This window comes from Streptococcus sp. SCPM-O-B-15277 (M60), assembly GCF_058200335.1.
On sequence record NZ_JBYQGR010000002.1, the window covers coordinates 133,105 to 146,677 of the forward strand.

At 41.8% G+C, this 13,573-nt stretch carries 14 protein-coding genes; 5 read left to right on the plus strand and 9 right to left on the minus strand.

From position 1 onward, the window contains the following. Positions 1-3: 3 nt before the first annotated feature. From AC3E9F_RS04100 to AC3E9F_RS04115, 4 genes are all read right to left on the minus strand, one after another. On the minus strand, positions 4-1,203 hold the full coding sequence (locus AC3E9F_RS04100; RefSeq protein WP_263394301.1) for a hypothetical protein: 1,200 nt from the start codon (positions 1,201-1,203) through the stop codon (positions 4-6). Positions 1,204-1,214: 11 nt separating this feature from the next. After that, the gene (locus AC3E9F_RS04105) at positions 1,215-1,772 is read right to left on the minus strand and encodes a GNAT family N-acetyltransferase (protein ID WP_490672838.1); all 558 of its coding nucleotides are present in this window, start codon (positions 1,770-1,772) and stop codon (positions 1,215-1,217) included. Further along, on the minus strand, positions 1,759-2,337 hold the full coding sequence (locus AC3E9F_RS04110; protein WP_263394303.1) for a flavin reductase family protein: 579 nt from the start codon (positions 2,335-2,337) through the stop codon (positions 1,759-1,761). The genes AC3E9F_RS04105 and AC3E9F_RS04110 overlap by 14 nt, the downstream gene beginning before the upstream one ends. 262 nt (positions 2,338-2,599) lie before the next feature. Then, entirely contained in the window at positions 2,600-2,995 is a 396-nt protein-coding gene (locus AC3E9F_RS04115) for a helix-hairpin-helix domain-containing protein (RefSeq protein WP_006149254.1), read from the minus strand. Positions 2,996-3,208: 213 nt separating this feature from the next. Here AC3E9F_RS04115 and uppS point away from each other — a divergent pair, with 213 nt between their 5' ends. The 5 genes from uppS (at position 3,209) to AC3E9F_RS04140 (ending at position 9,408) form a co-directional block, all read left to right on the plus strand. After that, entirely contained in the window at positions 3,209-3,961 is a 753-nt protein-coding gene (gene uppS, locus AC3E9F_RS04120; RefSeq protein WP_247913133.1) for an undecaprenyl pyrophosphate synthase, read from the plus strand. Between the two features lie 7 nt (positions 3,962-3,968). Beyond that, positions 3,969-4,772 (plus strand): phosphatidate cytidylyltransferase, encoded by an 804-nt coding sequence (locus AC3E9F_RS04125; RefSeq protein WP_263394304.1) that lies wholly within the window; start codon positions 3,969-3,971, stop codon positions 4,770-4,772. Positions 4,773-4,793: 21 nt separating this feature from the next. Next, the gene (gene rseP, locus AC3E9F_RS04130; RefSeq protein ID WP_263394305.1) at positions 4,794-6,050 is read left to right on the plus strand and encodes an RIP metalloprotease RseP; all 1,257 of its coding nucleotides are present in this window, start codon (positions 4,794-4,796) and stop codon (positions 6,048-6,050) included. 16 nt (positions 6,051-6,066) lie between these two features. Next, complete coding sequence (locus AC3E9F_RS04135) at positions 6,067-7,920, plus strand: proline--tRNA ligase (RefSeq protein WP_263394306.1); 1,854 nt, start codon at positions 6,067-6,069, stop codon at positions 7,918-7,920. Between the two features lie 108 nt (positions 7,921-8,028). Continuing rightward, positions 8,029-9,408 (plus strand): glycoside hydrolase family 1 protein, encoded by a 1,380-nt coding sequence (locus AC3E9F_RS04140; RefSeq protein WP_263394307.1) that lies wholly within the window; start codon positions 8,029-8,031, stop codon positions 9,406-9,408. Between the two features lie 76 nt (positions 9,409-9,484). Here AC3E9F_RS04140 and AC3E9F_RS04145 read toward each other — a convergent pair whose 3' ends face one another. From AC3E9F_RS04145 to AC3E9F_RS04165, 5 genes are all read right to left on the minus strand, one after another. Further along, the gene (locus tag AC3E9F_RS04145) at positions 9,485-10,159 is read right to left on the minus strand and encodes a rhomboid family intramembrane serine protease (protein ID WP_263394308.1); all 675 of its coding nucleotides are present in this window, start codon (positions 10,157-10,159) and stop codon (positions 9,485-9,487) included. Continuing rightward, entirely contained in the window at positions 10,143-10,682 is a 540-nt protein-coding gene (locus AC3E9F_RS04150) for a 5-formyltetrahydrofolate cyclo-ligase (RefSeq protein WP_263394309.1), read from the minus strand. The genes AC3E9F_RS04145 and AC3E9F_RS04150 overlap by 17 nt, the downstream gene beginning before the upstream one ends. A 3-nt stretch (positions 10,683-10,685) precedes the next feature. Continuing rightward, entirely contained in the window at positions 10,686-11,816 is a 1,131-nt protein-coding gene (locus AC3E9F_RS04155) for an N-acetyldiaminopimelate deacetylase (protein WP_490672839.1), read from the minus strand. Between the two features lie 61 nt (positions 11,817-11,877). Beyond that, positions 11,878-12,576 carry a 2,3,4,5-tetrahydropyridine-2,6-dicarboxylate N-acetyltransferase gene (gene dapD / locus AC3E9F_RS04160; protein ID WP_263394311.1) on the minus strand — a complete coding sequence of 233 codons (699 nt, stop codon included), beginning with the start codon at positions 12,574-12,576 and terminating at the stop codon, positions 11,878-11,880. 63 nt (positions 12,577-12,639) lie between these two features. Continuing rightward, positions 12,640-13,572, minus strand: coding sequence for a DMT family transporter (locus AC3E9F_RS04165; RefSeq protein WP_263394312.1), 933 nt, complete (start codon positions 13,570-13,572; stop codon positions 12,640-12,642). Position 13,573 lies beyond the last annotated feature (1 nt).

Sequence of the window (13,573 nt, forward strand, 5' to 3'; positions counted from 1 at the left end):
GATTCAATGATAATTTTTAATTATCTTACCATCCCAACTCAACTCAATTTTGTTCTGAACATAGGAATCGTCACAAAATTTAAGATGTTTCTTTTCATAATCACCACAATTTACCATACAACAACTTACATTATCTAAATCTAGAACTTTTTCATAATAGTTCTCTGGGAATGCAAAGCATCTATGTTCTATGTTTAATGAATCTGAATTAGTGATTTGGCTAATAAATTTTGTTGTCTTTGTTGAAATATAAGTCCATCCTACCACTTGGTTATCAATTTCATTATTGTTTTCATGCTCAATTTTATTATTGTTTTCACGTTCAATATTATAGAACTCATCTTTTATAAAATTAGACAACTCATACACTAGACTTTCATTCAGTTCGGGAGAAATTTTTATTGAAAATAAGGGCTCAAGGATTTGTCCAATATATTCACCATATCTTTTAAAACTATCATCGTACTCTGGATTGGTAAACATTTTTCCATCTATAGGGAGAAGTTGAATATCATCCTTTACTCTATATACAAAAACTGCCATTTTTTCATATGTATCTTCCGCATCAACTTCGTAAAAAACTGAATTAAAATCTGGAGAGACATAAAGAACAGGTTGTTCTCCTCCCCCTTTATTTAATCGCATTAATGCTTGATGTTTATTAATAAATCTCCACTCAATTGGATTAAAATCCTCTTTAAGATTATCACCATCATATAACTTTATCGCTCGATACACATAGGAATCTTTTTTTACAATGAATCTTGGATTAGATCTTAAGAAAGAGCCATATTTATCTAAATATATTATTTCTTTTACTATTTCTGTTAATTGTTCTAATTTAGCATCAGTTTCTTTCTTTAGAAGATATTGCAATTCACTTTGTAACTGTTTTATTTTATTAGAATCTTTTAAAAACATACAACTCTGAACATATCTAACGATTTCATTATTTGACTTAAATTTTGGGAAACAGAATTTATTTGTATCAGAATCAGATTGTAAATTGTTGTATAGTGTAGCACCCCCAAAAATTTTTCTAGAGATCAATAAAGATAGCGTTTGGGGTTTAACGATCTGATCCCAAAAATCTTTTTGAAAAGAAAATTCTTCTAGATCAATCCCGTTAATAAACTCTCGATGTTTCCTTCTAAGGTTACACAGGTATGATTTTTTTGATTTATTACTATTTTTTTTTGACATGATAAATTTTCCTACTCCCCCCACTCACTCTTCAGCAAGCCATATATGAGACTGTCACAACGACTGCCTTGGGCATCTTTGCGGTCTCGAATGCGAGCTTCAAGAGTGAAACCAAGCTTTTCTGCGACTCGTTGACTTTGGACATTGTAGCCAAAGCAGACCAGTTCAATCTTGTGAAGGCCTAAATCTTTAAAACCTAGGTCAATCAAGGCTCGCGCTGCTTCTGGTACATAACCACGACCCCAATAGTCTGGGTGCAAGGTATAGCCAATCTCCAGCACATCGTCTTCGTGGCGGTGGTTGAAATCAACAGAGCCGATGATGGTATCGGTTCCTTTGACCACAATGCCGTAACCAGCTGGGAGATTGTCCTTTTGATTGCGCTCGGGAAGGATATGCTCTAGATAGTAAATCTCATCATCCAAGGTCTTGACGGGTGGAAATCCTGCTGGATAAGAGACTTCTGGGAGACTAGCGTAGGCATAGATTTCCTCCGCATTCGCCACTGTACGGACTCGTAAGACCAGACGCTCCGTCTCGATTCGTTCAGGTAACTCAGCTCTTGTCATCTTTTTTCCTCGCTTTCTTGATAAAGCTTCCCATGGGGTCAACTCTATCATCTAGATAACGGTAAACACGCTGATGGCCGTCCCCCATAAAGTAAGTCGGTGCAAAGCAGTCATTTTTAAAATGGCCTTTATCGTCCAAGAGTTCCGGATCAACCAGTCGTTCAAGGATCTTAGCAAAGATATGGCAGATGCCATCTTCCTCGATGATCCGATCCACCTGACAGTCCAATACGACGGGGCAAGCCTCTAAAATAGGTGCTTGTGTCAGTTTAGAAGGTTGAAAATCTAAGCCGAGTTTGGCAATCTTTTCACGGTGACTAATAAAACCAGCCTGCTCCATCTCGATCATGAGGTTTTCATCAGGAATGTTCACGGTGAATTGTTGATAATACTTAATCTGATCTGCTACATTTTCCTCAGCACCAACTCCAATAACTAACCAATCTCCCAGACTATAAGAGGAACTGCAGGTCGTGATATTGTGCCCAAAGTTCTGGTCCTGATAGCCCAAGATGAAGATAGGAAAACCGTAGTAGAGTTTGCTGGTTTTGAAAGATTGTTTCATGACAACCTCCTTTTGCTAGGCCGCAACAAAAAAATCGCCCCTGTCATTAATTTGACAGGGACGAATGTGTTTATCCGCGGTACCACCCAATTTCGGGCAGAGCCCGCAACTTTGTTTATTTCATTTTCATCCATTAGCAACCAGTTTTGACACATTTGTGGACTTCTCAGCACCGCCACTTTCTGTAAAATGTGGGATTCAAAACACCTCTAATGGCTTTATTTTAACAAGTTTTTCACGGAAATGCAAGGGACAAGAAAGATTACTTGAACTTGATGCCGTTTTCTTTTAATTTCTTGATTGTAGCTGGACCGATTCCTTTCAAAGCAAGGAGTTCTTTTTCTGTCCAGTTTTTGAAGTCAGCAGCAGACTTGATTCCTTCATCGTAGAAAGTTTTAGCACGGTCAAGTGGAAGTCCGCCTAAGTTAGCTGCGAAATCTTCAACAGAAGTTGTAACCTTTTGGGCTTGCTCTTTAGTTGCTTCTACAGCTTTTTCTACTTGCTTAGAGACAGCTTTTCCAGCCTCGCTTGCTGCTTTTTCAGCATGCTTCACAACTTTTTTTGTTTCTTCGACAACCTTGTTTACTGCGTTTGAAAGTGCGCCTGAGCGACGAAGACTGTTTCTTAATTGTTTTTTACGTTGTAGTTTTTTTGACATGATAAGATCCTTTCAATAAAAAACCCCTGTGACTGAACAAGGATAAATCTTTATGTTTTATTGTACCAACTTTCTCCGTGAAATGCAAGGCTTGTTAGTTTAGAAAGATAGGAGTTCTATAGGGAATTCCGACTTAGAATAAGAGAATATGATAGAAGAAAAGCGAAAAATATGGTATAATGAAACGATAGATTTTTGAATAGGAATACAATCATGTTTGGATTTTTAAAAAAAGATAAAGTAACAGAAACACCAGCAGTGGTGCCAGCACATATCGGAGTTATCATGGATGGGAATGGTCGTTGGGCTAAAAAACGGATGCAGCCACGTGTCTTTGGGCATAAGGCTGGGATGGATGCTCTGAGAACGGTAGCCATTGCTGCTAGTGATATGGGTGTCAAGGCTATGACTGTTTATGCCTTCTCTACTGAAAATTGGACACGTCCAGACCAGGAAGTCAAGTTTATCATGAACTTGCCTGTTGAATTTTATGATAAGTATGTCCCCGAATTGCACCAAAAGAACATGAAGATCCAAATGATTGGGGAAACCGATCGCTTGCCAAAACAAACTTTTGAATCTTTGAAAAAAGCGGAAGAGTTGACCAAGTTAAACACAGGTTTGATTCTCAACTTTGCCCTTAATTACGGTGGACGAGCTGAGATTACACAAGCGGTCAAGTTGATTGCACAGGATGTTTTGGATGCTAAGGTGAATCCAGGCGATATTACAGAAGAGTTGATTGGGGAATACCTCTTTACAGGGCATTTGCCTAAGGTCTTGCGCGACCCGGACTTAATCATTCGAACGAGTGGAGAGCTTCGCTTGAGCAATTTCTTGCCTTGGCAAGCAGCTTATAGTGAACTTTATTTCACAGATGTTTTGTGGCCTGACTTTGATGAGGAAGCTTTGAAAGAAGCTATTGCAGAGTATAATCGCCGCAATCGTCGATTTGGAGGAGTATAGGAACATTATGAAAAAGGACTTATTAAAGAGGACCATATTTGCCGCTCTGGCATTAGCAATCTTTATCCCACTCTTGGTGATTGGTGGGCTTTGGTTACAGATTGCTATGGGACTTCTAGCTATGCTAGGGGTGAACGAGTTGCTTCAGATGAAAGGGTTAAACACCATGACTCCTGAGGGGTTGCTGACCTTGTTAGCGACTTTCGCACTGACAATCCCCCTAGAAAACTACTTGACATTTTTACCTGTAGATGGGAATGTTGTCGCATATGGTGTTGTGATTTTTACCATGTTAGGTTGCACTGTTTTTAGCAAGAATTATACCATTGAAGATGCTGTATACCCGATTGCTATGAGTTTCTATGTTGGTTTTGGATTCAATGCTTTAGTGGATGCTCGAATCGCAGGTTTGGATAAAGCTCTCTTGGCCCTCTGTATCGTATGGGCAACTGATAGTGGTGCTTACTTGGTCGGAATGAATTTCGGTAAGAGAAGATTGGCTCCGAGAGTCTCTCCGAACAAATCAATCGAGGGAGCCTTTGGTGGAATTTTAGCTGCCATGCTTGTCACTCTTATCTTTATGTTAGTGGATAGTACGGTTGCCCTTCCTTATGGCATTTACAAAATGATGCTCTTTGCCATTTTCTTTAGTATTGCAGGTCAATTGGGTGACTTGATTGAGAGTGCCATGAAACGCCATTTTGGAGTCAAGGATTCAGGCTTCTTTATCCCAGGCCATGGTGGAGTACTGGATCGCTTTGATTCTATGTTGGCTGTTTTCCCTATTATGCACCTCTTTGGCTTATTTTAAGGAAAGGTGAATAGATATTAAATGTTAGGATTATTAACCTTTATCCTTGTTTTTGGAATTATCGTGGTGGTTCACGAGTTCGGACATTTTTACTTTGCTAAGAAGTCTGGCATTTTCGTTCGTGAATTTGCCATCGGAATGGGTCCAAAAATCTTTGCCCATATCGGGAAAGATGGGACAGCTTACACGATTCGTCTCCTACCGCTTGGTGGGTATGTCCGCATGGCAGGTTGGGGCGAGGATACCACAGAGATTAAGACAGGAACTCCTGTTAGTTTAACTTTGGCTGAAGATGGCAAGGTGAAGCGCATCAATCTTTCTGGTAAGAAGGTCGACCAAACGGCTCTTCCGATGCAGGTAACCCAATATGACTTTGAGGATAAACTCTTTATCACAGGTCTGGTTTTGGAAGAGGAGAAGACCTTCTCTGTAGACCATGATGCAACTATCGTGGAAGCTGACGGAACGGAAGTTCGTATCGCTCCGCTAGATGTTCAGTATCAAAATGCGACTGTCTGGGGCAAGTTGATTACCAACTTTGCAGGTCCTATGAATAACTTTATTCTAGGAGTTATCGTCTTTTGGATTTTGATTTTCATGCAGGGTGGCGTTCGTGATACGCAAAGCAATAACTTTAGTATCATCCCTGATAGCGCGATTGCTAAGGCCGGTGTTGAAAATACTGCCCAAATCACTAAAGTCGGTTCACACGAAATTAGTAACTGGCAAGATTTGATTCAGGCTGTTGAAGCAGAGACCAAGGACAAAACAGCACCTGTATTGGATGTAACAGTCTCTGAAAATGGAACTGAGAAGCAAGTCAGTGTGACCCCTGAGGAAAACCAAGGTCGCTATATTCTAGGTGTTCAACCGAGACTCAAATCAGATATCTGGTCTATGTTTGTAGGTGGATTTACTAGTGCGGCTGACTCAGCCTTGCGCATTCTCAATGCATTGAAGAGCTTGATTTTCCAGCCTGATTTGAATAAATTGGGTGGACCTGTTGCTATCTTTAAGGCAAGTAGTGATGCTGCTAAAAATGGTCTTGAGAATGTTTTGTTCTTCTTGGCTATGATTTCCATCAATATCGGTATTTTCAACTTGATTCCTATCCCGGCACTAGACGGTGGTAAAATCGTGCTCAACATCATCGAAGCCATTCGCCGTAAACCGCTGAAACAAGAAATTGAAACCTATGTTACTCTAGTTGGAGTTGTGATTATGGTTGTCTTGATGATCGCCGTGACTTGGAACGACATCATGCGTACCTTCTTTTAAGAATTAGAGGAAAAATATGAAACAAAGTAAAATGCTTATTCCAACGCTTCGCGAAATGCCAAGCGATGCTCAAGTTATCAGCCACGCCCTTATGTTGCGTGCTGGTTATGTTCGCCAAGTATCAGCAGGTGTTTATTCTTACCTACCACTTGCTAACCGTGTAATCGAAAAAGCCAAGAACATCATGCGTCAAGAATTTGACAAGATTGGTGCAGTTGAGATGTTGGCTCCAGCCCTTCTCAGTGCGGACCTTTGGCGTGAATCTGGTCGTTATGAGACTTACGGTGAAGACTTGTACAAATTAAAAAATCGTGAGAAGTCAGACTTTATCTTGGGTCCAACTCATGAAGAAACCTTTACAGCTATTGTCCGTGATTCTGTTAAGTCTTACAAGCAATTACCACTGAATCTCTACCAAATCCAGCCTAAGTATCGTGATGAAAAACGTCCACGTAATGGACTTCTTCGGACCCGTGAGTTCATCATGAAAGACGGCTATAGCTTCCACGCTAACTACGATAGCTTGGATGTTACTTATGATGAGTACAAGGCAGCCTACGAGCGTATCTTCACTCGTAGTGGCTTGGACTTTAAAGCCATCATCGGTGACGGTGGAGCAATGGGTGGTAAGGACAGTCAAGAGTTTATGGCCATCACACCTGCTCGTACAGACCTTGATCGTTGGGTGGTATTGGATAAATCTGTCGCATCATTTGACGAGATTCCGTCTGAAGTGCAAGAAGAAATCAAGGCTGAATTGCTGAAATGGATGGTTTCTGGTGAAGATACAATCGCCTACTCAAGTGAGTCAAGCTATGCAGCTAACTTGGAAATGGCAACTAACGCATACAAACCAAGCAACCGCGTTGTGACTGAAGATCAAGTAGCTCGCGTGGAAACACCAGGTGTCAAATCAATTGATGAAGTTGCTGCTTTCTTGAATGTCTCTGAAGAGCAAACAATCAAGACCTTGGTTTATATCGCAGACGAGGAGCCAGTTGTTGCCCTACTCGTTGGCAATGACCAACTCAATGAAGTCAAATTGAAAAACTACCTTGGAGCAGACTTCTTGGAACCTGCAACTGAGGCAGAAGTGAAAGAATTGTTGGGAGCGGACTTTGGTTCACTTGGCCCAGTCAATCTTCCAGAAAATGTCAAGATTATCGCAGACCGCAAGGTGCAAGATAGTCGCAATGCTGTTGTAGGTGCTAACGAAGATGGTTACCATTTGACTGGTGTCAACCCAGGCCGTGATTTCACTGCTGAGTATGTGGATATTCGTGAAGTTCGTGAAGGTGAAATTTCTCCTGACGGACAAGGCGTTCTCAACTTTGCACGTGGTATCGAGATTGGTCACATTTTCAAACTTGGGACTCGCTACTCAGCAAGTATGGGAGCAGATGTCTTGGATGAAAATGGTCGTGCGATTCCAATTATCATGGGATGTTATGGTATCGGTGTCAGCCGTCTCCTTTCAGCAGTCATGGAACAACACGCTCGCCTCTTTGTCAATAAAACTCCAAAAGGTGAATACCGTTATGCTTGGGGAATCAACTTCCCTAAAGAATTGGCGCCATTTGATGTGCACTTGATTCCAGTTAATGTCAAGGATGAAGAAAGTCTTGCATTGACAAATCGTATCGAAGAAGCTTTGGTAAATAAAGGCTACGAAGTCTTGACGGATGACCGTAACGAACGTGTCGGTGTTAAATTTAGCGATAGCGACTTGATTGGTCTTCCAATCCGTATCACTGTAGGTAAAAAAGCAGCTGATGGCATCGTAGAAGTCAAGATCAAGGCGACAGGAGATACAATCGAAGTTCACACAGATAACTTGCTTGAAACCCTTGAAATCCTAACAAATAAATAAAATCTATAATCAGAAGAAAAACAAGACAAAAATGTAACTAGTTTTTGCCTTGTTTTTTCTTTATAATGAGAGAAAGTAAACATTAAAATCGTAAAAAGAGGTAGTGCTATGCTAAAATTTCCAAAGGATTTTGTCTGGGGTTCCTCAACTTCTGGGCCACAGACAGAGGGGCGAGTGCCTGGTGACGGAAAGGGAGATAATCTCTGGGATTATTGGTACCAAGTAGAACCAAATCGCTACTACAATGGGATTGGACCAGACAAAACATCGACCTTTTATGAAAATTGGGAAAAAGATATCGAACTATTGTTAGAATCAGGTCATACAGCCTTTCGGACTTCAATCCAGTGGTCTCGTATTTTCCCACAGGGTCGTGGTGAAGTCAATCCTCAAGGTGTGGCTTTCTACCGTCAGGTCTTTGAAGCTATTAAGGCCAAGGGAATCCGTCTCTTAGTCAATCTTTATCACTTTGATCTGCCTTTTGCCCTTCAAGAAGATGGCGATGGTTGGGAAAATAAGGCGACCATCAAGGCTTATGAAGACTATGCGCGTTTCTGTTTTGAAACTTATGGAGGCTTGGTAGACCAATGGATTACCTTCAATGAGCCTATCGTTCCTGTAGAGTTTGGCTATTTCTATGATGCCCATTATCCTCATAAGGTAGATGCCAAAGCAGCGGTTCAGGTAGCCTATAACACTCAACTGGCCAGCACTCTTGCAGTGAAGACTTGTCACGAAATTCTGCCAAATTCTAAGATTGGGATTGTCCTCAACTTGACACCAGCTTATCCACGTAGTCAACATCCTGCGGATGTGAAAGCTGCTCGTATAGCAGATCTCTTTCAAGCGCAATCTTTCTTAGATCCATCAGTCTTGGGAACTTATCCAGAAGAACTAGTGGAAATTTTAGCTGAGCATAATTTGCTGCCAGATTCTACAGCTGAGGAGTTGGAACTTATTCGTGAGTACACAGTAGATTTTCTTGGAGTCAACTACTACCAGCCTTTGCGTGTCATGGCGCCGCGTTTTGCTAAGCATCCTGACAGCCCGCTTTTGCCAGAGCATTTCTATGAACCTTACGTCATGCCCGGTCGTAAGATCAATCCGCACCGTGGTTGGGAAATCTACGAGCAAGGAATTTATGACATTGCCCAAAACATCAAGGAAAACTATGGCAATATTGAGTGGATGTTGACAGAGAATGGGATGGGCGTTGAAGGTGAAGATAAATTCCGCGAAAATGGAATGATTCAGGATGATTACCGTATTGACTTTGTCAAAGGTCACCTTCGTGAGCTTCATCGTGCCATCGAAGACGGTGCCAACTGTAAAGGCTACTTGATCTGGACCTTCATCGATTGCTGGTCATGGCTCAATAGCTATAAAAACCGTTATGGTTTAGTCGAGCTTGACCTTGAAACGCAAGAACGACGATTGAAAAAATCAGGCCACTGGTTCAAAGAACTCAGTGACAATAATGGATTTTAAGCAACTTTTTATATAGATTCAAAAAACCATTGGAAATAAAGCTCTCTGAGAGAGTTTCCAATGGTTTTTCTTGTTCTTAGAATAGTCCGATAAAAAGTAGTAGAGCTGATAAAGCAATAAAGGCTAGGGTTGCTAGACCACGTTGGCCTGGGCTGTATATTTTTCGTTCTCCTCGGACTGGGAAGACGATAGCCAGTAATGCACCCCCGACAGCACCCCCGACATGCCCAGCAAGGCTGATACCAGGCATTAAAATACTACCCACTAGGTTGATGACTAAGAGGGAGAGGTAGGATTGACCAAGTTGTTGGAGATAGGGATTGCGTGAAGCATATCGGAGAACAACAATAGAGGCAAACATACCGTAGAGGGCAGTTGAAGCACCTGCAGTAATAGCATTGGGACTAAAAACTAGGACAAAGAGATTTCCCATCATACCTGATAGAAGGTAGATAAAGAAAAACTGTTTGGAGCCAAAGATTTGCTCCATCTGGCGTCCCAAAAAGTAGAGGGATAGCATATTGACTAAAAAGTGCTGCAAGCCAATGTGGACAAAGGTTGCGGAGAATAAGCGCCAGATTTGTTCAGGCATGGCCTTGATAGCAGGGGGATACACAGCTCCGAATTTATACAAGGTGGCTGCGCTGGTATAGTTGAAACCACTGGTTAGAAACATGAGTACAAAAACCAGGGTTGTCACGAGTAGAAAGAAGCTCGTGACAGGATACCGACGATCAAAAATTTCTTTCATAGATGAGTACCTCCTCAACAGGAATATCGTAGTGCTCAGGTTGAAAATTCTGAATCTGACATGGATAAATCGTACTAATAGTATGACCTGGGAAACGCTCTAAGTAGCGGTCGTAATAGCCACCTCCATAGCCAACCCGATAGCCAGAAGTGTTGAAAGCCAAACCAGGAACATGAATCAGGTCAATCTGAGAGGGTTCAAGGATTGTGAAGTCTCCTTGAGGTTCAAGAAGTCCAAAAGAATTTCTTTCGAGTTTCTCTGGTTCATATAGAACAAAGTCCATTTTTCCATGTGGATAGGTTTTGGGAATGAGGAGTGTCTTCCCATCTTTTTGAGCCTGTTCAATGAGTCTAGCTGTCTGAAATTCATGAGGGAAAGACAGGTAAGTGGCGATGGTTTTTGCTTCCTTGTAGAAGGGATGTAGAAGTAGTTGCTCATTCAACCAAGCGTCCATGACTTCCTTTTCTTCGGCTGATAGAGATTTGAGTTCTTGCAAGACCTGCTTGCGTAGGGCTTTTTTCATTGTTTACTCCGCAGCTTTCTTTGCTAAAAAGCTTGATACAGCCTCGACTCCAATTGCCAGAGCTTCTTCCTTAGGACTCATCTTTGGATGGTGAAGAGCATAGGGACTATCAATTCCAAGCCAGAACATGACACCGGGAACCTTGGAGAGAAGATAACCAAAGTCTTCTCCTGTCATGGCAGGTTCGATGTCGATTAGTTCAATTCCCTCTTTTTCATCAAAGAAGGTCATCAATTCTCGAGCTAATTCAGGGTTGTTTTCGACAGGTAGGTAACCTCCCTGCTTGAGTTCAACTTCCACATCCATATCAAAAGCAGCTGCGACACCTTCAGCGATGGCTTTGACACGTTTTTGAACTAAGAGGCTCATGCTATGTGTGAGAGCTCGAATGGTTCCATGCAAGAAAGCTGTATCAGCGATGACATTATTGGTTGTTCCAGCTTGAAAGACACCGAAAGTGACGACAGCTCCCTCGATAGGATCAACATTACGGCTAACGACTGACTGAACTTGAGTGACAAAATAGCTAGCTGCAACCAGAGCGTCGTTTGCTTGATGTGGAAAGGCTGCGTGACCACCTTTACCCTTGAAGCGAATCTTGACTTCGCAAGTTCCTGCAAAGAGTGTATGGGTATTGGTCGCAATCTGTCCAACTTTTAGGTCTGGACGAACATGAAGCCCATAGAATTGGTCAGGCAACCAGTCGTCAAAGGCCCCGTCTTCATACATGAGCATGCCACCTGCTTCGTTTTCCTCGGCAGGTTGGAAGAGAAAGAGAAGGTTATTTTTTGGTTGTTTTTCTAAGGCACGCTCCAAGCTTCCGAGAGCAATTGTCATGTGGAAATCATGTCCGCAGGCATGCATTCTTCCTTGGTGTTGAGAGGCAAAGGCAAGACCTGTTTGTTCAACGATTGGGAGTCCATCGATATCTGTCCGCCAACCGATGGTACGTTCTGGCTGACTTCCCTGTAAATACACTAGAATACCTGTTTGCCAAGTACGAATCTGAACAAAATCCTTACCATCTGTTAATTTCTCAATGACATTGAGCAAATAAGCTTGAGTCTTGACTTCTTCTAAACCGATCTCAGGAATTTGGTGAAGATCGCGTCGAGTTTGAATCAAATCTAACATATCTAATTTCCTTCTATTGATACGATAAAGAGGCTGGAAAAGTTTCCGCCTCTGTTACTATTTACAAGGTGCGAAGCGCATCTTCTAGCGCTGTTTTTTGTTGGGTTTGGCTATCGATTTCTTTGATAACACGAGCTGGAACACCTGCCACCACAACATTTTCTGGAACATCTTGAGTGACGATGGCACCTGCTGCAACAACAGATCCGCTACCGATTTGAACACCTTCGATAACCACAGCGTTAGCACCGATAAGTACATTATCACCGACACGGACAGGCTCTGCACTAGCTGGTTCGATAACACCTGCAAGAACAGCACCAGCACCTACGTGACTATTTTTACCGACAATAGCACGTCCGCCTAGAATAGCACCCATGTCAATCATAGTGCCAGCACCGATTTCAGCACCAATATTGATCACAGCTCCCATCATGATAACAGCGTTGTCGCCAATCTCAACCTGGTCACGGATGATAGCCCCTGGTTCGATACGAGCATTGATGTCGCGTTTATCAAGGAGAGGTACAGCTGAGTTGCGAGCGTCTTGCTCAACAACATAATCTTTATTTTCTGTTAGTCCTTCAAGAAGAGGTGCGATATACTTCCAGTCTCCAAAGAGAACATTTCCAAGCTTGGTAACAGAAGCAGGGATAGATCCAGTAAGTTGCCCCTCAAAGGTCACTTTTACACTTGTCTTTTTCTCAGCATTTGCGATAAATTGGATAATTTCTTGTGCATTCATTTTTGTAGCAGTCATAGATGTCTCCTCACTCTTTGTAATGCTTACTATTCTACCAAAAAAGGCTTTAAAATTGAAGCCTTAAGTGTTAAAAGAAGATTCTTTTAGTTTGTCCTTTGATTCTTCGATGGATAAGAAGATCATGGGAATAATAATCAAAATCATAGCTAATAGCAGGTAGCCGTCCAAGACAAGACCTAGAAATAGAACGCTTAGAATAGCAGAGGATAGCGGTTCACTTGCACTGACCACTGACACCACCAATGGGGATACGAGTGATACAGCCTTCATAGATAGGAAAAAGGCAAAAGCTGTTCCCAAAAAGGCAATGGTCAAACAAATCAAGATGCTCACCCAATCCAGCTGAAAACTAATTCTATAAACAGGATAGAGAAAATTACTAAAGAGTCCAGCCAGCATCATTCCCCAACCAACAGTAGGAACAAAACCATATTTTCGAGCAAATGTCTGGGGTAAGACGACATTAAACATGACGCCCAGCGCACTGAGAAGTCCAGTTAATAAAGCGATAGGAGTGATGGATAACTTAGAAAGATCGCCTTTGGTAGCCATCAAAAAGACCCCAAGCATAGCAGTTAAAACATAGAAGATTGCTTTTTTAGAAGCTTTTTTCTTGTAGATGATGCGGTTGTATATGAGAATGAAGACAGGGCTGATAAATTGTAGGATGGTTGCAGTTGTCGCATTAGAGTATTCTACACAGAGATAGAAGAAATACTGAACAGAGAAAATTCCTAAGATGGCATAAGCCAGAAAAGGCAGGTAGTTTTTGCGCTTTCTCCAGATATCGAATAGCTGTGAGCGAAACTTAAAGCTAGACAAGATGAGCACGAAACCACCTGCAAGGCTTAGTCGCATGGAAGTAATCCAACCGGATGATACTTGATAATGCGTAAAGAAGAATTCTCCTAAAATGCCACAAATGCCCCATATTAGTCCAGATAGGAGGGAGTAGATGGTCCCCTTAAAAATATTCTTTTGATACTGATTCATA